The organism is Photobacterium kagoshimensis (genome assembly GCF_050337045.1).
Classification (GTDB): domain Bacteria; phylum Pseudomonadota; class Gammaproteobacteria; order Enterobacterales; family Vibrionaceae; genus Photobacterium; species Photobacterium kagoshimensis.
The window spans coordinates 350,924-375,469 of the sequence record NZ_JAKJSO010000010.1 but is presented as its reverse complement, the minus strand read 5'-3'; the positions used below and the strand labels follow the sequence as shown (position 1 = coordinate 375,469).

Annotated in this window: 19 protein-coding genes; 6 read left to right on the top strand and 13 right to left on the bottom strand. The window is 44.1% G+C overall.

What is annotated here, in order from left to right:
* Window positions 1-11 precede the first annotated feature (11 nt).
* Window positions 12-902 carry a maltose ABC transporter permease MalG gene (gene malG, locus L4C35_RS07315; RefSeq protein ID WP_048897535.1) on the top strand — a complete coding sequence of 297 codons (891 nt, stop codon included), beginning with the start codon at window positions 12-14 and terminating at the stop codon, window positions 900-902.
* Between the two features lie 604 nt (window positions 903-1,506).
* On the opposite strand, the gene L4C35_RS07310 is transcribed toward malG, so the two are convergent.
* The 4 genes from L4C35_RS07310 to L4C35_RS07295 form a co-directional block, all read right to left on the bottom strand.
* Window positions 1,507-2,112: a hypothetical protein gene (locus L4C35_RS07310; RefSeq protein ID WP_428462262.1), complete on the bottom strand. Its 606-nt coding sequence runs from the start codon at window positions 2,110-2,112 to the stop codon at window positions 1,507-1,509.
* Window positions 2,113-2,348: 236 nt separating this feature from the next.
* Complete coding sequence (locus L4C35_RS07305) at window positions 2,349-3,593, bottom strand: GGDEF domain-containing protein (protein ID WP_428462261.1); 1,245 nt, start codon at window positions 3,591-3,593, stop codon at window positions 2,349-2,351.
* Between the two features lie 137 nt (window positions 3,594-3,730).
* Window positions 3,731-4,273, bottom strand: coding sequence for a DUF1415 domain-containing protein (locus tag L4C35_RS07300; RefSeq protein ID WP_428462260.1), 543 nt, complete (start codon window positions 4,271-4,273; stop codon window positions 3,731-3,733).
* A gap of 243 nt (window positions 4,274-4,516) precedes the next feature.
* Window positions 4,517-6,526 carry an exoribonuclease II gene (locus L4C35_RS07295; protein ID WP_428462259.1) on the bottom strand — a complete coding sequence of 670 codons (2,010 nt, stop codon included), beginning with the start codon at window positions 6,524-6,526 and terminating at the stop codon, window positions 4,517-4,519.
* Window positions 6,527-6,950: 424 nt separating this feature from the next.
* On the opposite strand from L4C35_RS07295, the gene L4C35_RS07290 reads away from it, so the two are divergent.
* Both L4C35_RS07290 and L4C35_RS07285 read left to right on the top strand, forming a co-directional pair.
* A complete protein-coding gene (locus L4C35_RS07290) occupies window positions 6,951-8,651 on the top strand; it encodes a sensor domain-containing diguanylate cyclase (RefSeq protein ID WP_428462258.1) in 1,701 nt (566 codons plus the stop codon).
* A 423-nt stretch (window positions 8,652-9,074) separates the two neighbouring features.
* The gene (locus tag L4C35_RS07285) at window positions 9,075-10,997 is read left to right on the top strand and encodes a DEAD/DEAH box helicase (RefSeq protein ID WP_428462257.1); all 1,923 of its coding nucleotides are present in this window, start codon (window positions 9,075-9,077) and stop codon (window positions 10,995-10,997) included.
* A gap of 103 nt (window positions 10,998-11,100) precedes the next feature.
* Here the strand turns inward: L4C35_RS07285 and L4C35_RS07280 are convergent, their stop codons facing one another.
* Together L4C35_RS07280 and L4C35_RS07275 are read right to left on the bottom strand one after the other, a co-directional pair.
* Complete coding sequence (locus L4C35_RS07280) at window positions 11,101-12,057, bottom strand: alpha/beta hydrolase fold domain-containing protein (RefSeq protein WP_428462256.1); 957 nt, start codon at window positions 12,055-12,057, stop codon at window positions 11,101-11,103.
* Complete coding sequence (locus L4C35_RS07275) at window positions 12,023-12,979, bottom strand: LysR family transcriptional regulator (RefSeq protein WP_428462255.1); 957 nt, start codon at window positions 12,977-12,979, stop codon at window positions 12,023-12,025. The genes L4C35_RS07280 and L4C35_RS07275 overlap by 35 nt, the downstream gene beginning before the upstream one ends.
* 280 nt (window positions 12,980-13,259) lie before the next feature.
* On the opposite strand from L4C35_RS07275, the gene fabG reads away from it, so the two are divergent.
* Window positions 13,260-13,994 carry a 3-oxoacyl-ACP reductase FabG gene (gene fabG, locus L4C35_RS07270; protein WP_428462254.1) on the top strand — a complete coding sequence of 245 codons (735 nt, stop codon included), beginning with the start codon at window positions 13,260-13,262 and terminating at the stop codon, window positions 13,992-13,994.
* Window positions 13,995-14,155: 161 nt separating this feature from the next.
* Here the strand turns inward: fabG and L4C35_RS07265 are convergent, their stop codons facing one another.
* The 6 genes from L4C35_RS07265 to rbsD form a co-directional block, all read right to left on the bottom strand.
* A complete protein-coding gene (locus tag L4C35_RS07265) occupies window positions 14,156-15,163 on the bottom strand; it encodes a substrate-binding domain-containing protein (RefSeq protein WP_428462253.1) in 1,008 nt (335 codons plus the stop codon).
* Window positions 15,164-15,217: 54 nt separating this feature from the next.
* On the bottom strand, window positions 15,218-16,138 hold the full coding sequence (rbsK, locus tag L4C35_RS07260; protein ID WP_428462252.1) for a ribokinase: 921 nt from the start codon (window positions 16,136-16,138) through the stop codon (window positions 15,218-15,220).
* Between the two features lie 185 nt (window positions 16,139-16,323).
* Window positions 16,324-17,202, bottom strand: a complete 879-nt coding sequence (gene rbsB, locus L4C35_RS07255) for a ribose ABC transporter substrate-binding protein RbsB (RefSeq protein ID WP_428462251.1) — start codon at window positions 17,200-17,202, stop codon at window positions 16,324-16,326.
* Window positions 17,203-17,299: 97 nt separating this feature from the next.
* Window positions 17,300-18,292 carry a ribose ABC transporter permease gene (gene rbsC / locus L4C35_RS07250; protein ID WP_428462250.1) on the bottom strand — a complete coding sequence of 331 codons (993 nt, stop codon included), beginning with the start codon at window positions 18,290-18,292 and terminating at the stop codon, window positions 17,300-17,302.
* Window positions 18,289-19,803, bottom strand: coding sequence for a ribose ABC transporter ATP-binding protein RbsA (gene rbsA / locus L4C35_RS07245; protein WP_428462249.1), 1,515 nt, complete (start codon window positions 19,801-19,803; stop codon window positions 18,289-18,291). The genes rbsC and rbsA overlap by 4 nt, the downstream gene beginning before the upstream one ends.
* 62 nt (window positions 19,804-19,865) lie before the next feature.
* Window positions 19,866-20,285 (bottom strand): D-ribose pyranase, encoded by a 420-nt coding sequence (gene rbsD, locus L4C35_RS07240; protein ID WP_428462248.1) that lies wholly within the window; start codon window positions 20,283-20,285, stop codon window positions 19,866-19,868.
* A 446-nt stretch (window positions 20,286-20,731) separates the two neighbouring features.
* On the opposite strand from rbsD, the gene L4C35_RS07235 reads away from it, so the two are divergent.
* On the top strand, window positions 20,732-20,992 hold the full coding sequence (locus tag L4C35_RS07235; RefSeq protein ID WP_428462247.1) for a hypothetical protein: 261 nt from the start codon (window positions 20,732-20,734) through the stop codon (window positions 20,990-20,992).
* A gap of 699 nt (window positions 20,993-21,691) precedes the next feature.
* On the opposite strand, the gene L4C35_RS07230 is transcribed toward L4C35_RS07235, so the two are convergent.
* Window positions 21,692-22,483 (bottom strand): TOBE domain-containing protein, encoded by a 792-nt coding sequence (locus L4C35_RS07230; RefSeq protein ID WP_428462246.1) that lies wholly within the window; start codon window positions 22,481-22,483, stop codon window positions 21,692-21,694.
* Between the two features lie 236 nt (window positions 22,484-22,719).
* Between L4C35_RS07230 and L4C35_RS07225 the strand changes: the two genes are divergently transcribed.
* Window positions 22,720-24,435: an NAD-dependent malic enzyme gene (locus L4C35_RS07225; protein ID WP_428462245.1), complete on the top strand. Its 1,716-nt coding sequence runs from the start codon at window positions 22,720-22,722 to the stop codon at window positions 24,433-24,435.
* The last annotated feature ends 111 nt before the right edge of the window (window positions 24,436-24,546 follow it).

The following is a 24,546-nucleotide window of genomic DNA, read 5'->3' as shown; positions in this document are numbered from 1 at the left end:
GGATACAGAACATGGCTATGGTTCAACCTAAATCATTGAAATACAGACTGTGGGCGACTCACATTGGTATGTGGATTTTCCTTGGCATTATGATGTTCCCACTGTTGATGGTTATCGCAATTTCGTTCCGTGAAGGTAACTATGCATCGGGTGAGTTAATTCCGAGTAATCCATCGTTAGAACACTGGAAACTGGCATTAGGTATTGCGGTAGAAAATGCCGATGGTAGTGTGACACCACCTCCGTTCCCTGTACTTACTTGGCTGTGGAACTCAGTGAAAGTAGCTGGCTTAACGGCAATTGGTATCGTAACACTGTCAACAACTTGTGCTTACGCGTTTGCTCGTATGAAGTTTGTCGGTAAAGCAACGATTCTTCGTGCTATGTTGATTTTCCAAATGTTCCCAGCGGTACTGGCGCTTGTTGCTCTGTACGCATTGTTTGACCGTCTAGGCGCATATGTACCATTCCTCGGTATGAACACACACGGTGGGGTAGTATTTGCCTACATGGGCGGTATCGCACTGCATGTATGGACAATCAAAGGCTACTTTGAATCGATTGATGGTTCGCTAGAAGAAGCGGCCGCTTTAGACGGTGCAACACCTTGGCAAGCGTTCCGCATGGTGCTACTGCCACTGTCGGTGCCAATCCTGGCGGTTGTGTTCATTCTTTCTTTCATTGCCGCAGTGACTGAAGTACCAGTCGCATCACTACTACTTCGCGATGTCGGGTCTTATACTCTCGCGGTAGGTATGCAGCAATACTTGTACCCTCAGAACTACTTATGGGGTGACTTTGCAGCCGCAGCGGTCTTATCTGCACTGCCTATTACCATAGTGTTCCTATTAGCTCAGAAATTCCTCGTTGGTGGCCTAACAGCTGGTGGCGTAAAAGGATAAGTTAATAAGAGGTATAACATTAAAACTAAAACCCGCCATTTGGCGGGTTTTTTATTATATAAACTTGGAGTGTACTTACCTAGCGCACGGGTGTTGACCGCTTGTCTTGTATTCTCATCAGGACGTTGAGGTATTACTTAAACGTATATAATGAATGAAAGAATTATGTTTTCGCCTCATTTTTTGGGAACTTATTCAGCGTATAAGCTACTAACTAAGAGATGAGAAAAGCGTCTGTTAATATGAATTATTTTGTTTTATCTAGTCGATTAGGCTGCTACTATGATTTGTAGATAGTATTTATTCTGCTCTGCTAAACCATTGATTTTATAAATTAATGATTGTTAGGCATAGTTGCATATGGTTCGAATAATAATAAGGCTGACCTTTCTCACTTAGAGGAAAGCCACTCCCAAGTATAGGCCTTAACTAATGGTTTGGTCGCCGATCTGTTAAGATACCGTACTTACCTTTATATTGGCGTTGCTGCATAGCTGGACCGATGCTTTCTTAGTGAACTAAGATAAGATAGGTTTTATTGGTAACCGAAACCCGATGTTTTCATCGGGTTTTTTTATGGGTGTTCTTTCACTTATTCTTTCAATTAGAAAGAAAATTGCATGCCGAATTTGTAGCCGATTTCTGTTTTATGGCGATTGGCTAGCTCAAGGCCAGCAACTAAGCCAAAGACACGGCCAAATTGGAAAGTATTATCAAACGAGATGCTTTGACGAGCCTGTTCAAACATCTGTTGTTGCACATCAACGCTTAGATTCCAGTGGTTGGCTATTTGGGTACGTACACCCACTTTGCAATATGGCGCAAGTTCTGAGTTACTTGCTGTATTGTCACGAGACGCGCTGTAGTTCACCACACCGCAGCTCATTGGGATACTAAAGAATGGACTACGGTAAGGCGCAAAGCCAACACCAGCTTGCCACTGATCGATATCAGAACTGAATCGTGTCGTCGCATCTGCATAACCTTCAAAATAGACGCCAGCAAAGAGCTCGGCTTTGATATCAAGATAAAAGCCGCCCAGGTTTTTCCACTCTTCATTTTGGTATTTATCGTTATAGTAAGGAGCCATTGCATCTGTCGCATAGCGAGTATGTTTATAACCAAAACCAATGTGAGTGAAGTTGTCGTTGATGTTGCTTGACGCGAAAGTTGGGGCAGCAAAAAGGGAGATAAGAAGTAGCTTTTTCATCCGTAAAGTCTCGAACCACTATAAACAAAACACGCAGTATGTCGCGGGCTAACACCATTTGCTAGCAGTAAAGTACGATTAGATTTCACCTCGTTCACACATGACAAGGTTGTAAGTATGAAGGGATGGGGTGGGTGTTTGGCTGTATGAAAAAGCAGCAGTTTTGGTGTGTGGTTGTTAGTGGTTATTTTGATGCGAATTATCGTTTAAGGCATTCCTTTGCCTTAAATAGGTCACTATAGCATTACGCGATTACGCCCTTTCTGCTTGGCTTTATACAAAGCTTGGTCAGCCGCTTTAAGGACACTATCAGGGTTATGATCCGGGAAGCTGTCAGCAACACCAATACTAACGGTGACATTGGTTGAATTGTTTTTGTCTTCTTCTTTTTTCCGCATTTTCTCACCTTTTTTGGCATTCTCGGGGCGAGTCGCATGATCGCGGATCACTAAGTCATAATCGGCTATTGCTTGTCGAAGTTCATCTAAAAAGCCTTTACACTCATTGGCTTCTTTCCCTTTGTACATAATAGTGAACTCTTCACCACCGTAACGGAAAATTTGCGCACCACCTTTTGTATTTCTCATTATTTGTGCCACGAGTTTAAGCACATCGTCACCAGTTTTATGGCCATAGGTGTCGTTGAATTTTTTAAAATGGTCAACATCAAGCATTGCTAGGGTATAGGTGCGGCCAAGGTGCTTTAATTCGGTTTCTAATGCGCGTCGGCCTGGTATGCCCGTCAGTTGGTCTACAAAGGCTAATTCATGGCTACAAGTGACGAGGTTGAGTAATAGAATTAAAGCCGCAATAGAGAATGCCGTGCTTGAAATAAAGCTAAATTGAAACAGCACAAACGTCATGCTAGAAAACAATAAGCTAACAAATACGGTTTGATCTGAACCTAAGTTACGTTTCAATATCGTTGATGCGCTACTCAAGGTAATGGCTACCGAGAGTAGAAAAAGCACGATAGGCATAGGCGAGAAGCTTGAAATTGTGAACAAGTAACTGTCCCATAGCCAGCCTAAATCACTATGACGAAAGTGATTAACGACGAGGGCTGACCACGCTATTTGCATTCCAATGAACAGCAGGTAATACCCGCCAAACCGAGAATGTAGTCGTTTGTCGGGCAATATATGTATCTGTAATAGATTCAGTGGTAATAATGCCGACAGTAACACATAAATAAGTTTCGTTTCGGTATTAGAAAGCGGAGCTTGTAGGTAATTTTGGATGAAATAATACCCCACACCCATTAAGAGCGCGGTTAGCCCTGTTCGCCCTTGATTAAAAGGCTGGCTAAGTAAAATAACTAATGCGAATAGGACGTATGGTAGCGAGAAAAGCAGCGACTGGTACGTGATAAGCGTATATTGTGCGAACTCGAGAAGATAGAGGGTCCCCAATGCTAAACAAACGGGTAACCCAAATCGAAATCCTGCGCTTCTAAATACATCAAATGATAGTGGCAACATGTAATCGCTTTCTCTTAACGGGTGCTTCTCAAAGTCATAAGGCTCCTTTTGGAAGTATGGATACTAGCAAGAGATCATTTGACTGTTTATCTAATAGCCTTGTCTGCTCGCTAGTATGTTATCGGCCTTTGGGCAGTTTACTTTATAAGGTAAGGGAAGAGTTGGCGCTTTTGCTCTGCCGTTAGGTTTTCCACGCACTCAATATTGCGTTCGGGAATACCTTCTGGGTCAGGGTAATGTTTTAACACTTTCTCCATGCTTTCTTCTCGAATCAGGTGGAAGATAGGGTAGGGAGAGCGGTTTGTTAGGTTTTCAGCATCATCAGCTTCCGTCCCATAGAATTGGTAATCTGGGTGGAAACTCGCGATTTGGTAGATCCCTTGTTTATTCAGCTGTACAACCAAGCCTTCGACTAAATCAAGGAATTGATTATAGTCATCAAAGTCTGCCAACATATTAGGTGCAACAACCAAAGTTGTTTCCAGTTCAGTTGGCGGCGTCTCATCAAGATTACGCAACTCTTGATAGATATCCTCTAGCAGTGCCGCTTCATCGCTATACTCACTAACATGAATTTTGATTTGTTTATTGCGGTTGGGTTTGGCTGCAAACGGGCACAGATTTAAGCCGATTACGACATCTTCTAACCATTGTTGTACAACTTGAGCAACGTTCGACATGGCTGATATTTACTCTTATTTATTTTTTGATAAGGGTAACAGTAAAACAGGCGATAGACGAGATAATCCCTAGGTATGAAGACAAATTTAATCGGCTTTATCACCTTGATCAATATCCTGTATGAAGAGTGTAATTGAGACCAATTACATCAAGGAGTAAATTATTTTTGTTGTGGGGATACATGGGCATTGGGTACAAAAAAGCCGACATCTGTCGGCTTTTTCATTCATAATAGCGAAAGACTAGGCTTTTTCTTCAACGCTTGTCTCGGCTTTAGGGGCTGGAAACTGTTGTACTGGGCGAGCAACAAGTTGGCGTGTAGCGGTACGCACTTCAGCTAGTTTTACTTCAAAACTATCACCAAGTTGGTATTCGCGCACTTTATCAATATTGATGACGCCGAGTTCGCCACTGCATTCGATGCGTTCTTTGTTATCAACGATCAATGAGCCCGGAATAAAGGCCGCTGCTCCATTTTCGATTAGACGAACACGCATACCTGCACGGTTAATATCAAATATTTCGCCGGTAAAGACAGTTTCATCTTTTACTGCGTTTGATAGTAAACGCACGTATAACCAATCTGATACATCGCGCTCCGCCATACGGTGGGCACGGCGATGTGCGGCGATTTCATCACCGACAGTGTCATCGGGTTTCTGGCTTGATTCGTTACCTGTAATCGCAGCTTTTAATAGACGGTGGTTAATCATGTCACCGTATTTACGGATAGGTGATGTCCAGGTTGCGTAAACATCTAGGCCCATAGCATAGTGAGGTGCTGGTAGGTTACCGACTTCGCTGTACGCTTGGAATTTACGTAAACGGTTATCAAGGTAAGTGGTATCTTGCTCATTCAGCCAACGACGAAGAGCACTGAAGCCAGATAAAGTTTCAATTTCTTCTTTGGTAAATGGTGCTTCTGCTTTGGTAAGGAAATCCATTGCCGTATCAATTTTCTCAGGGTTGAAGCCTGCGTGAGTATTGAATACACCTAAACCAAATTTATCGCGAAGTACACGACCCGCACAAATGTTCGCAGTGATCATCGCTTCTTCAACCATGCGGTTAGCAGTACGGCGAGGATCGGTGTGAATCGCGATCACATCGTTGTCTTCGCTTAATTCAAAGCGATAATCCGGGCGATCTGGGAATACAACGGCATTGTTTGCACGCCAGTCACTACGTGCATTAGCGAATGCGTGTAGCACATCGATTTGTTGGCGGATGATGTCATTCGGTTCAAAGCCTTCACATTCGCCATTTTCGATCAGATCAGAGATATTATCGTAGGCAAGACGACCTTGAGATTGGATCCATGCCGCAAAGAAGGTGATGTCATCGCTGATCACACCTTCTTGACTGACGTTAACACGACAACAAATTGCAGGGCGTTTTTCGTTTTCCATTAGTGAACAAAGTTCGTCACTCAGCTCACGCGGTAGCATTGGGATGTTACGACCAGGTAGGTAGATAGTGAAACCACGCTCGCGGGCCTCTTTATCCATCTTGTTACCTACTTCGATGTACGAGGTAGGATCGGCAATCGCAATGGTAATGTCGAAACTACCATCTTCTTTCTGTTCCGTGTATAGCGCATCATCCATATCTTTGGTTGATTCGCCATCAATGGTAATGAAAGGCACATGCGTAAGATCTTGGCGCTCAAGGCCTTCATCTAGCATCGACCAGCTTTCTTGTGGTGCAGGCTCTGCATTAGGCAAGTTGTGGCGAGCTAGCGTTACCCACCAAGGGGCAATTTTGTCACCGCTGTCAGTGATTTTCTCTTTCACGATACAAGAAAATGCCTTGTTCTTAGCATCTTTGGTGGTATCGAGCGGGTGATTGTTCAGGTTTGCAACAACCCAATCGCCTTCTTTTAGGCTTTCTGGATTTAGTCCTTTGATGGCACGCGCTTTGATTGCATCTTTTAGTTGCGGGTGATCCGGCATGACATGCAAACGGCTGCGAATCAACTTAACACGGCCGATAAAACGGGTTAGCGATTGTTCTACAAGCTCTTGTGGCTCAGCAACTTCACGCTCTTTTTCAGTTCGAATAACTGCAATAACACGGTCGCCATGCATCACATTTTTCATGTATGTCGGCGGGATGAAAATACTGTCTTTACTGTTGTCGAGTTCTAAAAAGCCAAAGCCGCGATCTGTGGCTTTGATCGTCCCTTCTTTTTTCGGAAGGGTCTCTTGAATTTGCTTCTTTAGCTGGGCTAGTAGTGGGTTGTCTTGAAACATTTTACCTGGTCTCAGAATGTGAACCATCACACTATACGGATTTATCGTAAATGGCACAAATTACAGCGAAGATTGAGTTATTTTATTGAGTTATGACCGCTAGCCTACCTACAGACCGTGTTTGAATTATCGCTACTGAAAGAAAAGGTCGTGTTCAAATGACATATTTATGTCGTATCAATCGTTTTTATAGCAAAGCGTCTGTGCAGAGTTCACAAACTAATTAAAAGTTACTAGTTCAGTCCAAATCCAAACGCAATAATTTGCATAGGCCACTGTCTTTGTTGCTATTTAATCGGGCAGACAAAGATTCTGTAAGAGCCACAAAAAATAAAATAAGAATATCAAGCTGAACTGGGGGATAGGGTCATTATCAAGATCGCCCATTGTTCTGGATTGGTATGTGTTGGCGCTAGGGTGATTTATGACTGTTTGTGATGTTACAGGGCTAAATGATTTAGTCGAGCAGCTTGCAAGACAAGCCAATATGGAGCGCTGGTGCCATTGTTTAATGTCATCGCTGCATCAGGATCTAAAACTGGATTCGATCACGTTGCTGGTAGAACAAGATGATCGTACCTATGTGTTTGCCAGTTGGGTCGGAAAATCCGATTATCGATATTACAATCAGCCATTGCTGATGACGGAATATAATGGTGTACCGGTTGGCTTGTTCGAGCAGGCCAAGCAGAATCATGAATTCGTTCGTGCTTATGTGAGTAAGCCTTGTAAAGCCCTGTGGGGTAACGAAGATAATCTCTGGTGTCAGATTTTGCTGCCGATCCAAATGCATGGTCGTAATGTTGCGTATATTTACGCAGAAACGGTTGATTCAGCCTGTTTTGAATCTAGCCTTCATTACGTTGAAAGGTTACTGGTTGTGCTAGCATCGGATATCAGTGCGCGTGTATTACAGCAGGAAGTGATACACCACAATATTACGCGGCGTAGCATAGAAGCCGAGTTAGAGGTTCGGAAGCAGTCAATCACCAATTATTTGGGCTTAATGCGTAATCTGCACGAAGTTACGCTGAAATTATCGCAAGCGACCCAATTAGACGATCTTTATCGACAAGCGATAGAGCTAGGACGTGCTTATCTAGGTATAGATAGGATGGCGATTTTCCTGACTGACTTTAAATCTAATCTGATGTTGGGAACTTACGGCACATCCCCTGAAGGTCAGTTGGTGAATCGAAAAAGCTTTAATAGCCAGATCCCAGATCATTCGCTTGTCAATGAAGCTTTGAGTCATAAAAATCATGTAGTGGTAAAAGAAAATGCTCCGCTCTATTTTGGTAAGGAGCAAGTGGGGGTGGGTTGGAATGCCATGATAGCCATGTGGAATGGTATTGAATGCATCGGCTGGATTGCCGTTGATAACTTGATAAATCAACAGGCCTTGACGGAGCATCAAAAAGAAATATTAAAACTGTTTGGCGCTGCGATAGGGCAGCAAATTGTGATCCGCCGTAATTATGACTCAATTAAAGAACTCAATATTGATTTAGAGCAGCGCGTTATTAGGCGAACGCAAGAATTGCAAGCAACAAACCGAGCACTTGAAGATGCTAACCGCAGTCTCGAACAATTATCGATGCAAGATGGGCTAACGGGTATTGCCAATCGTCGTTTCTTCGATCTTCGTTTTGCTCGCTATTGGGAGATAGCAACCAAGAAACGGGTTCCACTGACATTAATGATGATTGATGTCGATAACTTCAAATTATATAACGATACTTATGGGCACTTAGAAGGTGATTACTGCCTTAAGCAAATCGCAGCTCGGCTCGCAAAGGTGCTAGAGCCTTATAAAAAGTCGGTAGTATGCCGCTACGGTGGTGAGGAGTTTGCTTGTTTGCTGCCGACCGTTGATGAAAAAATGGCGAAATTGATTGCTGAAGATCTCAGGTGTGCGGTTGTGGCGCTGGGTATTCCTCATTATACGGAACATACTCAGTGCGCTACGGTGAGCATAGGAATACATACCATGGTACCTGAGGGGGCGTTTAGTATGAGCGAAGCATTAATGGCGTTAGCGGATAAAGCCTTGTATGCAGCAAAAACGCAAGGACGTAACTGTGTGGTGTCTTGGCTGTCTAGCGAAAGCCATTGCACAGCTTAGTAAAAGCCATTGGATTGCAATAGCAACAACATCATGGATGTTTGTAAATAAGTGCGACAAGCCTATCGTTTATTACGGTATTAGTAAGCCGTTAATAGATAAACCTGTTTATGAGAACCTTCCGAATATAGTCATCGGCGTTTTTTTAGGCTTATTCCTTCCTTCATCGTTTGTTAACGTGCTGTTTATGTTGTGCTACTAGCAAGAACTAGGCTACTTTTACAGCACTGTTTGCCCAAATCAGCTCAAAACGGGCGTTTAACAGTCAATTTGTGACAGTGTTCAATTTTTTCTGGCTTTTTATCAAGTAATGGCGCAGAATACGCGCCTCTCATCGTCGAGGCCCATGCTTGTGGTTGCTGTTGCAGAACTCTTAAAGCAGAAGGGGCCCCGTTTTACGTTAGATTATTTATTGGGATCCCAATGCAAGAATCTGTTACAGAATTTCGTCAGTTAGATCTGGCCGACACACTATTATCCGCACTTGACTCAATGGGCTTTGTTGCGCCTACTCCTATTCAGGCTGCGTCGATTCCTTTGCTTCTTACTGGTGTTGATGCACTAGGTAAAGCACAAACTGGTACTGGTAAAACAGCTGCGTTTTCCCTACCACTACTGAACAAAGTAGACCTTTCTCAGCACAAGCCTCAGGCTATTGTTATGGCTCCAACGCGTGAGCTTGCAATTCAGGTTGCTGCAGAAATTAAAGTTCTTGGTCAAAACATCAAGGGCCTAAAAGTTTTAGAAATCTACGGTGGTGCATCTATCGTTGATCAAATGCGTGCACTTAAAAATGGTGCTCACATTGTTGTTGGTACACCTGGTCGTGTTAAAGACCTAATTTCACGTGACCGTCTGCACCTTGATGAAGTAAGTACTTTCGTACTTGATGAAGCAGATGAAATGCTGAAAATGGGCTTCGTTGACGATGTAACTTGGATCATGGAACAAGCGCCAGCTTCTGCTCAGCGTGTATTGTTCTCGGCTACTATGCCTCCAATCGTTAAGCAAATCGTTGACCGTTTCCTACGTAACCCTGAACGCATTGACGTTGCTGGTGAAAACCGCACTGTTTCTCAAGTAGAGCAGCAGTTCTGGGTTGTTAAAGGTGTAGAGAAAGACGAAGCAATGAGCCGTCTTCTTGAAACTGAAGAAACTGACGCGTCAATCGTATTCGTACGTACACGTCAAGATACCGAACGTCTAGCTGACTGGTTATCTTCTCGTGGCTTTAAAGCTGCTGCACTTCACGGTGATATTCCTCAGTCTCTACGTGAGCGTACTGTTGATCACATCAAACGTGGTGTTATCGATATTCTAGTTGCAACAGACGTTGTTGCTCGTGGTCTTGATGTGCCGCGTATCACACACGTATTCAACTACGATATCCCATTCGATGTAGAATCATACATCCACCGTATCGGCCGTACAGGTCGTGCTGGACGTACAGGTAAGGCGATCCTTCTTGTTCGTACTAACCAAATTCGTATGCTTCGTACAATCGAGCGCGTAACTAAGTCTCGCATGGAAGAAATTCAACTTCCTAACCGTGACCTTGTTGCAGCATCTCGCTTGAACCGTCTTGGTGAAGAACTAGCAGCTCAAAAAGAGCAAACGAATGTTGATGCATTTGTTGAGCTAGTTGAGAAACTACAAGAATCTATCGAAGTCGATGCGGCAACACTTGCTGCAATGCTTCTTCAGCGTCAACAAGGCAACCGTCCGTTGTTCTACAACGGTCCAGACCCAATGATCGCTGCTATCGAGCGTGAAAAACAACGTCGTGATCGTCGTCGTGATGATCGCGGTGGTGAGCGTGGCGGTGAACGCGGTGAGCGTCGTGAGCGCCGTTCATACAACAACGCTGACTGGGATACTTACCAGCTGCAAGTTGGCCGTGAGCAAGGTGTTCAGGTTAAAGATATCGTTGGCGCAATCGCAAACGAACTTGGCCTAAGCAAAGAGTTCATTGGTGCAATCAAACTTGCTCCTGAGCACACTTACGTTCAACTTCCTAAGAAGATGACGGCTGAAGTGTCTGCACAACTTAAGAAGCTACGCATTCGTCAAAACGATGTGAAAGCTGTTGTTGTTGAAGGTGAAGTACTTCGTGAGCACCGTGGTGGTAACGGTGGTCGTCGTGACGGTGGTAACCGTGGTAACGGTGGCAATGGTCATCGTGGTCGTCGCGAAGGTGGCAATGGCGAGCGTCGTGAAGGCGGTGAGCGTCGTTTCGACCGTAACCGTGGCGGTGACAACCGTGGTGGTTACCGTGGTAACCGTGATGGCGGCAACGGCGGCAACCGTCGTAGCAATGCAGATCGCAAACCACGCAATGATGCATAAGCTTAGCGCTTAAGCAGATTGAATAAAGAAACCGGGCTTTTTAGTCCGGTTTTTTATTACCTGTCGTTTGGTGTTTGTGATGGGGGCGTGAGTTAAATTGAAGTTAGGCTAAGAACTTACTGATGGCTAAGTAACTGTGCGTGTTAGCTTCTGGCATCAGATCCGGTAAGTTTAAAAAAGCATGGATCGTATTAGGTTGCTCAAGGTAAATCGCTTCTATGTTGTGGGCAAGTAAGCGGTGATAATAGCGTCTACCATCATCTTTGATTGGGCAATATTGTGCCGATAGCACTAAGGTTTTTGGATGTGCTTGTGTCAGCGTCCCAAAAAGAGGAGAAGCGCTGTGCCTATCATCTTGTTCTGTAAAGTATTGATCAAAATACCATTCAATTTTCTTCGTTTCTAATAAATACCCCTGTCCATGCAAATCCAAAGAAGGGGCACTGAGGGTATAGTCCAAACTTGGATAAATAAGCACTAGCCTATTTATCATCGGATTGTCTTCGTATTGCAGTTGCTGTGCCAGTGTTGCTGCCATGGCTGCCCCTGCAGAGTCACCAACTAACAGTAAGGAGTCACTATGCTTGATGCCCACAGCTGCGAGTGTATCGTGTATATGCAGAAGGCTATGGTATGCATCGTCGAGGCCTGCAGGGTAGGGATACTCAGGGGCTAGGCGATAATCGATTGTGACAACTATTGCTTGGCAGTGATGTGCAAGCTGTCGGCTGATGGTGTCGTAAACATCAATGCTGCCACACAAATGCCCACCACCATGTAATAGCAAAAGCACGGGAAGCTTCTCATCCTTTTGCCATTTACTGTCCTTTATTGATCGCTCGTATAGCCTATGTTGTTTATATGGCTGGTAAATTCGACAGCCAATAGCGCTGTCTGCGATATGAGTGTCTACGATAGCAGCCATATCGATACAGGCACTTGTATGTTGCTTTGTTAGGGTTGCCAGCCCGTCACGAACCTCTTGAGGTGAAAGCGGTAAGCTAGGCGCGTGTTGGTGGATGGCATTAAGCCAGTTGCGTAAATGGCTTGCCATTGGCATGAGTCATTCCTTTCTTGCGTTCTAGGTCTATTTCTGGGGTGCGTTTAACCAAGTATTCTTTGAAATTGGCGCATCGTGTTGGCATGTGTCGGCGTGGCTTGAAGTATAAACTTAGTTCAAATTGGCTGGTGGCATAGTTGGTCAATATTGGCTCGAGTTTCCCTGCTGCAATCTCTTTTCCTATCAAGCAATAGGGTAAATAGGCGATCCCACCGCCGGCAATCGCAATATTTCGTAAGATTTCGCTATCATCAGCCTCCACAGTTTGCGGGATCTCAATTGAGCTGTACTCACCGTTTAATTCGAAAATCCATTTATTACCGCCCACTAAAGTAGTGGCGTATAAACAAAGGTGCTGCTTAAGATCTAATGGATAAATGGGTTCGCCAAACTGTTCAATATAGTGCGGTGAACAGCACGCAATGAGCGGTTCTTGTAGTAAGGTACGTTTGACTAACAAGCTGTCTTTGTCTTGAAATCCGCGATAGGTTGCATTGGCACGAACAGCAAAATCGACCTCATGGGTATGATCAACATCGAAGGCTGTCTCTATAACGAGGAAGTTGATATCAGGGTGAATTTGCACATATTCACCTATGATTGTCGAGAGGTAATGTTTGGCAAAAAGCGGTGTACTGGCGATACGGATCGTTCCGCGATCCTCATGGCTAAGGTTTTGTACTTCATCAAACACGTCGTTGATCTGGCCGTGGATTTGATTGAAGCGATCAAATAAACGTTGCCCTGCTTGAGTTGGACTGATTTTTCTAGTAGTTCGTTTGACTAAGCTTACGCCCATATTCTCTTCGAGCTCATTGAGCCAACGACTGCCCGCCGAGGGTGATATTCCGTATTGCTTAGCGGCAGTACTGAGTGATCCCGCCCGAATGACGTGAAGAAAAAAAACTACCTTGTCTAACATTTTGCTTTCCATAGGTCAGTTAAAGGCTGTGAATAACAGTGGCATATCCAAGTGGCACCAAGCTACTATACCAAAAAAGAGGTATGCATCTTATTGCAAAAATATTTCATCTCAGCTCTGTGAACTTGAGCGGCAACTTCACTCGAAATAAATATGCAAATCTGAATTGCAGCAATGTTGGTAATTAAATTGCATAACTGAACTATCATCAGATGATAAGAAATGTCTCGTTGTAAGTATTTGAACCGCTTGTTTTAAATTACGCCTAAGGAATGGAGTTATGCTAACGAACAAAGTGTGTATTGTGACTGGTGCTGCGCAGGGGATTGGCCGCTGTATTGCTGAAACTTTTGCTAAGAATGACGCAAGAATGGTGTTTGTTTGTGATATGAACGCCAAAGCGATGCAAGATCTGACAGAAACGTATTCAAACGTTCGCGCGATTGAGCTAAATGTGTGTGATAGGCCTGCCATTGCCCATTTCATTGAAAAAATTCATGAGGAGTTCGGCACCGTTGATGTCTTGGTTAATAATGCTGGTATTACCCGCGATAACCTGATTGATAAAATGACCGAAGATGAATGGGATATGGTTGCCGATGTAAACCTGAAAGGGGTTTTCAATATGACGCAAGCTGTTGCACCGTTAATGATGGCTGCTGGTATTGGCTCGATTATTACCATGTCTTCGGTTGTGGGTACAGATGGGAATATTGGCCAAACAAATTACGCCGCAACCAAGGGGGGAGTCATTGCCATGACAAAAGGTTGGGCAAAAGAGTTCTCGCGTAAAGGCGCGCAAGTGCGTGCTAATTGTATCGCCCCTGGCTTTGTTGAAACCCCAATGACGGTCGATTTACCCGAGAAGGTGCTCGATTTTATGAAAGCCAAAACGCCACTTAAGCGCATGGGTAAACCACAAGATATCGCCAATGGTGCACTTTTTCTCGCGAGTGATAACGCTTCATTTATTACCGGTCAAACGTTAAAAATTGATGGCGGCTTGGTTATTTAGCGAGATAGTTAAACAATAGATACCAAAGAGCGCAGAGGCGCTCTTTGGGGTGATAACAGCAAGAAAATTATCTCGTCTTGCTTTGGGTATGAGCAAGCGAAAGAAATTATATTTAATTAACCGGCTGGGGCTCTTTCGTTCACTCGAGCTCCTTGGCTTACTTAGCTAACCAAACTTTTGACACTGTCTCGCTCGACCAAAGTTGGCTCTAGTTGAATCACTTTATTCGAGGTGGTTTTGTGATTAATCTTATCTAGTAGTGTATCAACCGCTTGCTGACCTAAACGATGCTTGGGCTGATGAATCGTAGTTAGCGATGGTGTGATGTATTTTGCGAGCTTAATATCATCGTAACCCACAATTGAAAGATCGTCAGGTACAGAAATACCTTTTTTATGGGCGGTATTAATAACCCCCATTGCCATCATGTCATTACAGACAAATAGTGCAGTAGGTAGCGCACCGTTTTGGCAAATGGTATTAAAGGCTTGTTCGCCCCCTTCACACTCAAAGTTGCCTGAAGCAATCCAGTCTTTATTGATGGTTAAGCCAGATTCTTCCATCGCTTGTACAAAACCCGATAAACGCTGTTGAGCGGGTAACTTATCAAGCGGTCCTGTTAAACAACCGATTTTGGTGTGGCCTTGGGCAATTAAATGCGTGGTGGCTAAATAACCGCCGTGATGGGAGTTATCTTGTATTTTGTCACTTGGAAAATCAATCGGGCCCCAATCCATAACCACAGTTGGTACGGGCTGGTGACGGGAGAATAAATCAAAGGCGTTGGTTTCAACTTCACTGCACATCAATAAAAGGCCATCAACACGCTTTTGTAATAGCATATCGAGGTTGGAATGCATGCGCTCTAAGTCGCCTTCGGTGTTACATAAAATAAGGTTGTAACCTTGTTCGTAGCAGCGGCGTTCAACGCCTTTCACAACTTCACCAAAGAAGGGGTTGGTCGAAGTAGTTACCAGCATGCCGAAGGTACGGGTGTGATTAACCTTAAGGCTGCGTGCTAATGCTGATGGGGCGTAGCTGAGTTCTTCAACGGCTGCACGAACACGCGTAGAAATATCTTCACTGACAAATCGTGTTTTATTGAGTACGTGGCTGACGGTGGAGGTAGATACTCCTGCATGTTTCGCAACATCTTTAATGGTCGCCATACGATGTCCCTGTATGTGTTTTAGCCCTGCGTTTTCACAGGGCTAGGGGATGAATTAACTGTGTTCAAGTAAGAAACGTTTTACTTCATGACGGTGTGGTATTGATGTCTGCGCGCCTAAACGGGTGACTGAAATAGCGGCAGCAGCATGGGCAAAGCGAATGGCATCATTTAAGCTTTTACCTTCTTGCAGGCCTGTTAATAGCGCACCATTAAAGGTATCACCGGCTGCCGTTGTATCCGTTGCTTCTACGCGAAAACCAGCGACTTGCTCACCTTGACCTTGCTGACTTACCCAAACACCTTGGCTACCCAGCGTAATCATGACTGTTGGGATGCCTTTCTTATGTAAGACGTCCGCAGCTTGCTGCGCAGAGGCCATATCAACCACTTTTATGCCCGTTAATAATTCCGCTTCCGTTTCGTTAGGCGTAATCATATCAACAAGTTGCAATAAGTCATCACTTAATGTTTGCGCAGGTGCAGGATTGAGTACCACCTTGGTGTTGGCTTCTTTCGCCACACGCGCTGCAGCTTCGATGGTTTCCACTGGCGTTTCAAGTTGCATTAGCAAGGTATCGGCATTCGAGATTAACGCGTGGTGTGGTGCAAGACGTGCTGGTGTTAAACACGCGTTAGCTTCTGCTGAGATACAAATGCTATTTTCACCCGTGGCTGCCACTTGGATCATTGCGATCCCTGTTGGCGTGGCTTCTTCAATCAAAACGGCTTCGGTGTTGATGCCATCATTGGCAAAGGCTTCACGAATAGTAATGCCAAAGCTGTCATCACCCACGCAAGCAATAAAAGCGATATCAGCCCCTAAACGTGCTGCTGCAACGGCTTGGTTTGCGCCTTTACCACCAGGAATAACCGAGTAACTGTGGCCGTGTAGCGTTTCGCCAGGGCGAGGAAAAGATGCCACTTGAAGAACGTGATCAGCGTTAACGCTACCTAGAACAACTAACTTATTCATATCGAGACCTTTTTGTTTCTACTTGAGCCAATAGTGTTATGGCGGTCAAAATGCATGGGTTAACGAGTGCGCTAAACGATGAATTTTGTTGGGCTGGTTATTTGTCTTTGGTGTGAATCAGCGCTGGGTCGCTGATAAATTGAGGAGAAGCATGGTAGCTCTTCTCCTCATATTGTTAGGCGTGATTACTTAGTCACAACTTTCAGGTCGACAGGGATATAAGCATCCACTTTTTCACCTTTAAGCACTTTAACCGCCGTTTCTACGCCTAGCGCGCCAATCAGGTCTGGTTGTTGTGCGACAGTTGCACCTAGGATGCCACGTTTAACAGCAGCAACACCGTCTTCTGTACCATCGAAACCAACAATCAGTACGTCTTTACCTGATGCTTGAACTGCACGCAGTGCACCTAATGCCATTTCATCGTTTTGGGCAAATACGGCTTGAACATCTGGGTTCGCCGCTAGCATGTTTTCCATCACGTTAAGGCCTTTCGTACGGTCAAAATCAGCAGGTTGGCTAGCAAGTAAATCCATGCCTCCACCGTTAACAGCCTTCATGAAACCTTCGCCACGCTCGCGTGCCGCAGAAGTACCAGCAATACCTTCAAGTTGGATAACGCGTGCTTTTTCGCCCACTTTTTCCATGATGAATTTACCCGCCATTTCACCACCGGCAACGTTGTCTGATGCAATGTGACTTACGACTTCACCACGGCTAGCGCCACGGTCTAGTGTAAGGACTGGGATTTTAGAGCGGTTTGCCATGCGAATGGCGTTAGAAACAGCGTCTGAATCTGTAGGGTTAATCAGAATTGCTTTCACGCCACGAACAGTAAGGTCTTCAATGTTAGAAAGCTCTTTACTTGGATCGTTTTGAGAATCAAGAACAATGAGTTCATAACCTAGCTCTTTGGCTTTTGCTTCAGCACCTTCTTTCATTGTCACGAAGAATGGGTTGTTCAGCGTAGAAACAACCATTGCCATGGTGTCTTGTGCTGATGCTGTAGTGCTGAATGACGCTGACAGCACTGCCGCTGAGATTAGGGTTGCTAACTTTTTCATTCTGTATTCCTTTTAGTTTCAGGTCAGGGTACCGAGCGGCGACATCAGGGGGGAACGCCGCCCGGTGTTTCAGTCAAAGATTAAAAAGATTCAAGTGTTACTTATTTTTGTTATCGACCAGTACTGCCAGCAAGATAACCACTGCTTTAGCAATCATTTGGTAGTACGAAGACACGTCTAACAGGTTTAGTGCGTTGTTAAGGAAGCCGATGATCAGTGCACCAATTAAGGTACCCATGATTCGACCTTTACCACCAGCAAGGCTAGTACCGCCAAGTACAACAGCTGCAATCGCATCCAGTTCGTACCCCATACCTGCAGTAGGTTGAGCCGAAGACAAACGAGATGTGACGATAATGCCTGCTAGTGCTGCCAATAGGCCGCAGATTGCGTAGACGCCAATCTTGACGCGATCTACGTTGATGCCAGAAAGGCGAGTTGCTGATTCGTTGCCACCTAGTGCGTAGATGTAACGACCAAAACGAGTGTGGTTAAGTAGGTACCAGACAGAAGCGAATACGATAACCATTAACCAGATTGGAACAGGGATACCCATAGCGTAACCTGTACCAAACCATGCAAATGAGTCTGCAACGTCTGTAAAGCCAGTAGAGATAGGACGGCCATCGGTGTACACCATGGTCACGCCGCGCAGTAATGTCATGGTTACCAAGGTCGCGATAAAGGCTTGGACTTTACCTTTGGCGATAATCATACCGCTGATAGCACCTAAAGCAGCACCGGCGAGTAATGCCGTTGGCACCGCAATAATAACCGGCATTTCCATGCCAATCATGGTAGCGGCAAATGCGCCACACAGGGCTAATACCGAACCGACGCTTAAATCAATCCCCGCCGTTAAGATAACCAGCGTCATACCCACAGCAATGATGGCATTCACTGAGGTTTGGCGCAGAATGTTTAAAATATTGTCGACAGTGAAAAAGTTAGGGTTCAAAAATGATACGACAACGATCAGTAAGATCAGTGCGATCAATGATTTTTGCTCGATTAACCACTCTTTGGTGAACAGCTTGTTTGCTGAGCCTGTGGTTGGTGTTTGTTCTTTGTTCATCGCCTTGCTGCTCATGCTGTTACCTCATCGTTCTGCGCAATGGTTTTACCAACAGCGCAGGCCAGTAATTTTTCTTGATCGGCATCGTTTGCCATAAATTCACCGCTAATGCGGCCTTCGTGCATAACCATAATGCGGTCACTCATGCCGAGAACTTCTGGCATTTCTGACGACACTAAAATGATGCTCATGCCTTCAGCTTTAAATTGGTTAATAAGTTGATAAATCTCTTTTTTCGCACCTACATCAACACCGCGAGTTGGCTCATCAAGGATCAGCACTTTAGGGCGGGTCATTAAGCCTTTAGCAATCGCGACTTTCTGTTGGTTACCACCCGATAAGTTGCCAATGATTTGGTCTCGTGTTGGTGTTTTGATATTGAAGAGGCGAATGAAATCTTCCACTGCGGTGACTTCATCGTAATGATTAAGTTGAACACCTTTAGATAGTTGCTCCAGCGAGCATAACGACATGTTTTCTTTCACCGATAAGCCAAGGACTAAGCCGTCACCTTTACGGTCTTCAGAAATATAGGCAATGCCGTTTGCTAGGCCATCTTGTGGGCTGATTGGATTGATTTTTTTGCCATCAAGCTTAATCTCACCGGACTCGCTTTGTAGTGCGCCATAAATCACTTTCATCAGCTCTGTACGGCCCGCACCCATCAAGCCTGAAACACCAAGGATTTCGCCACGGTCAAGTTTGAAAGAGACATCGTGAATCCCCGAGCCTGTGAGGTTTTTAACTTCAAGGCAAGTGGTACCGTGCGTGACGTCAATGCGTGGGTATTGCTCGTCTAAGCGGCGGCCTACCATCATCTCAATCAAACCATCTTCGTTGGTTTCTGCGACGACACATTGGCCAATGAATTTACCGTCACGGAGTACCGTAATGTCATCACAAATTTCAAAGATTTCTTTTAGGCGGTGAGAGATATAAACAATGCCACAGCCTTCATCGCGTAATTCGTTAATCACTTTAAATAGTGATTCAGTTTCTGTGTCGGTGAGGGCGTCGGTTGGTTCATCCATGATGATGACTTGAGATTTAAACGACAGCGCTTTGGCTATCTCAACCATTTGTTGTTCACCTAAGCTCAATTCGCCTAATAATTGGCGCGAGTGGTGCTTCACATTTAAACGTTTAAGCAGCGCATCGGCTTCGCGGTACATCTCTGCCCATTTTATGCCCCCAAAGGCATTGGTTTTTTCACGGCCAAGGAAGATGTTTTCTGCAATAGTCAGTTCAGGGATCAGGTTCAATTCTTGGTGAATGATGCTGATACCAGCTTCTTGAGAGTGGCGAGGCCCATTGAAGTTAACTGGTTTGCCTTGGTAGCGGATTTCACCGCTATCCATGGTATAAATACCGGTTAGCACCTTCATCAGTGTGGATTTACCCGCACCATTTTCACCCATCAGCGCCATGACTTTTCCGGGGTAGACATTCAGACAAGCATGATCCAAGGCTTTTACACCTGGGAAGGCTTTCTCAATGCCCTGTAGCTCTAAGATTGGCTGATTCATGTTCGTTCCTTACGGTTTCAATTTAGCTGCTAGCAAATAAGTGGCTTAAAAGCGCATGCGACTTAAAAGACAACACCAGATTGAAAAATCACGTTGGCATAAGGGGTGCATTCACCAGTACGAACCACAGCTTTACTGTTTTGCGTGTGCACTTTGAATGCTTCGTGTGGAATGTAGTTGATGGCGATAGTTTTGCCACATAACGCTTGTTCGTTTTGAATCAGCTCAATGAGTGCTGTGTGGTGTTCTGGGCTAACAGTTTTAAATTCTTCTGCAATGATGACGCCTTCGATTTGCATCTCACCCAACACGGCTTTTACCGTGGCAATAAAGGTTGGAACACCCGGAATTAAAGCTAAATCGATGCGTTGTGCTTCGTCTGGAATGGGTAAGCCTGCATCGCAAATTGTAATTTCATCAGTGTGGCCAAGTGTGGCAATTACGTATGACAGCTCGGCATTGATGAGTGCGTTTTTTTTCATGAGGTGCACCTTAATTATAAAAAGTGGTGATGCTCTAACATGTTTTCTTGGAATATCGTGTAACACGTCAAATTGAATTTTAGCCATCGAAACGTTTACGCAAACGTTTCGATGGCTGAAATGTAGAGATAAAAGGGCTGGTTTGCACTTGATTTGGTAACAAAGTGTGAGATTGATCGAATTTGAAATGCTTGCAAGCAATAAAAAGCGATAAAGCTCACAGCTGTCTATAATCCAGTTTGGGTGCGCATATGCGACAAGGTTATTATTGCTTACGAGTTTGGTTTATTAAGGAGGCTGAGCAGAACTTATGTCCGAGTAATGTAAAGCTTTGAAAATATCTGATTCATGCTTTGCTTGTTGTAGCAAAAAGCGATTATTATTCTGCTTCTGAATGAACGCTTGTTCATTGCTATGGTTCGTGATTTAAATTTGGTCAAGAAAACGTGTCGATTCTCGCTTTAACTGTGAATGTATGGGTCATTGCATTAACTGTTGCACCTATTTCTATGGTGGCGTTAGTGTATGGAATGAAAAAGAAGATCTCATGGTTATCAGTCGGTGCCGTGATAGGGCTTATATTATCTGTACTGTTATTAATTTTGTCGCAATACACTGACTACAAGAAGTTTGAGCAATGTTTACTGCGTGGAGAAGGCTACAGCCCTTTTTCTGGCTTATGCTTAAAATCTGGTCAGCGTGATTAAAAGAGTTGTTATTCCTCGTAAATAAACAGCCCCCTTCTAGTACTCATGCCATTACCGAAGAGCTGAGCCAATTTAACTAAGTCTTGAATTCAGATAATAAGTGCAATTTTGCCTTGTTATACGTACTTTTAGCTGCGCTAGTGCTTGAACTCTCACTTAGCTAGATTGGTCTAATCTTGCGCTCCTATTTAACTTTTATTGCTTCAACTTTGAATGAAATACAGGGTAAATGGGTCAAATTATTCCACTAATGATTTATTTCAAAACGCGAATTAATTCAAAGTTTTACAATTTTTGATTAGCGTCAAAATAAGCAGTGAGTTTGGTATCACTCGATGTTTTACTGTGTAAACTATTAATAGTACGGCGTGCTCATTGTGCGCGATTTAGTCTTTATAGTTGTAGAACAGGTTGTAAGTAGCGGTATGTGCGAGAAATGTGATTGTAGCAGTGTAGTAAAGGTGAAGCGGCATTGGTGGGAAAAGTTCTTATGTAGTGCTAAATATCAATGTCGAAACTGCTTGCGAATTATTCGATTATGAAAGATAAAAAACACTGTCATAACAAAATAAGATTGCAAGCGCTTGAACACATAGCGCAAACACGAGAGTGTTTTTTACGCGAGTATCAAGAATTACTTATTAATAATGAACAAGAATCTACCCCAGTAGAAGCTTACTTAAAATCCCCTTCGTTTGATTAAGTTAGCGTCGCAATGATCACTTGGTTTGAATGAAAGTGTGCAAACCAAGTGGCCCCAAAGATATTAGACTCATTCGGTGTGTTACCTGCGTGTTCATTGGTTGCGCACAGGGTGTCGCCGCCCTCCAACGATAATTGATATTCTGATGCATGTTTTTCATGTAATACCGAACAGACAGTGCCTGACAGTACATTATCGTAATCGTCGCTAGTGGCATTTGGTGATAGCGTCACGGCAGGCCCCTTCACGAGTGCTACCACATCTTTACCTTTAACTAAGCCCAAACGCTCAGTACTGCCATGGGTAATAGTTGCTAGTATGGTTTGCTTCCCTTTTAACTCAACGGTAATCACATCGTGTAATTCATGGTTTGCAATGTGTGTAATACTGCCGAAAAGCTGATTACGGGCACTGGTTTGCAATGAGAATTTACTCATAACACCTAGCAAACTGTGCAATGGTGCATCATCATCATTTAACGCTTGGAGACCCATATCTTGTATTTGGTTGAGCAATTCATACATCTGTACTAATCGTTCACCCGTGTGGGTTAACGTTGCGCCACCGCCACCTTTACCGCCCTTTTCGCTAGTGATCACAGGTTGTTCTGCTCGGCTATTCATATCTTTGAGCGCGTCATGTGCAGCTTTGTAACTGATCTCGGCAAGCTTGGCTGCTTGGCTGATCGAGCCTGTAAGCGAGATGGCTTTTAATAGGGCAATTCGACGAGGGTTTACATACATTTTACCGTTATCTAAAAGCGTTAACTGCGCGTCAAAGTTCATCATAAATATGAATTAAATCAGTATGATTAAAGGGGTCATCAGTGTATAGCCTTATGGTGGATAATACTAATTTTTGCAACTTAAGCCTTGCTTTCATAGGTATACTTTTAAGATCACGTTAGTACCTTCTCGTTATCGTTAACCTTGCTAACTCGTTATGATGTCACGTTTTTTATGATGCTATAGGCATAATATGGTGGCTTCTTAACCACAAGTCGTTAATCGCGCGGAGGGATACCATGACCATAGGCAAATACCTAAGGTGGAAAGACGAAAACGGCAACGAATTTCGCCCAGTTTCACTCACAGGCACCGAGTTACTAAATGATAGAACATTAAATAAAAGTACGGCATTTAGCTATGAAGAGCGGGAAGCTTTCCAGCTAACAGGGTTATTACCACCTAAAGTGCAAACGTTCGATGATCAGCTGAACCGTGTTTATGATGGTTTTCGTAATGCTTCGACAGATATTGAAAAATATTTGTTTTTACGTGCATTGCAAGATCGTAATGAAACCTTGTTCTATGCTTTAGTGTCTCGCCATGTCGAGGAAATGACGCCAATTATTTATACCCCAACGGTGGGTAAAGCCTGCCAAGAGTTTAGTCACCGTTATCAAAAAGCGCGGGGTTTATATGTTACGCAAGATAATGTCGAGCAGATGAGTGAGCTTGCCCGTCACTTCCAAGGGAAAGACATTAAGATCATCGTGGTAACAGATAGCCAAGGTATCCTGGGTTTAGGTGACCAAGGTGTGGGTGGCATGGGTATTCCGATTGGTAAGCTATCTCTCTATACCTTAGGGGCTGGTATTCATCCTGCACACTGCTTACCGATAGCACTGGATGTGGGTACCGATAATCAAGATCTGCTCGATGATCCTATGTACTTAGGCGTGCCGAGAAAAAGGATGCGTGGTGAGGAGTATAAGCAGTTCATTCAAAAATTTGTCCATGAAGTGAAGCGCAATTTCCCTAAAGCCGTTTTACAGTGGGAAGATTTTAGTAAGTCGAATGCCTTTGATAACCTGACTGAGTATGAAGAATATTTACCGTCTTTTAATGATGATATCCAAGGCACGGGCTCGGTTGTCTTAGCGGGTATTTTAGGCGCGGTTAAGATTAAAAATGAAACGCTGGTGGATCAAACCTACGTCGTTTATGGTGCTGGAGCCGGTGGTGTGGGGGTTGCTGACCAAATATTCGCTGGGCTATTAAAAGAAGGTTGCTCACATAGTGCTGCACGCGAAAAAATATTTGTACTCGACTCTCAAGGCTTAGTGTTTGACGATCGTGAAGGGCTTGATGAATATAAAAAACGGTACGCCAAACCAAGATCCCTTGCACAAGGTTGGCAAACCGAACATGAGACCAAAGTCTCGCTAACCGAATTAATTAATAATCACCCAGTGACGGTACTTTTAGGAACAAGTGGCATTGGCGGTGCGTTTAAAGCCGAGCATGTGCAAAAAATGATGGAATATACCAAGCGCCCTATGGTATTTCCTCTTTCAAACCCAACAGCAAATTGTGAAGCCTTACCTGAAGATATTTACCAGTGGAGTGATGGCCAAGCGATTGTTGCGACAGGTAGTCCGTTTGATAATGTGAATTACAATGGCCGTGAATACCGTATTGGCCAAGGGAATAATGTGTTTATATTCCCAGGGGTTGGCTTGGCATCCATTGTTTCTCAATCAAAAAAAATTACCATGGATATGTTCACGACGGCATCTTATGCGCTGGCTGATGCTGTTTCTCAAGAGGATTTAGACAAAGGCTGCGTATACCCAAGGATCAGTGAGCTTCGCAATGTCTCGATTACTGTTGCTAAACGTATCCTCGCCAATATTCAAGCGACAGATCCTCACCATCAATTACGTGAAACAGACGTTGAGCAGGCACTTGCCCACTATATTTGGGAACCGGTGTATTTACCTTATCGTCGGGTGTGAGCGTATTGCGTGCTTAACGCGGATTTTCAGTACTCCTGATAATATAATAAAAGCGGCTTTATATAGCCGCTTTATACAAATGATTAAATGTATTGCTAACTATCCAGACGA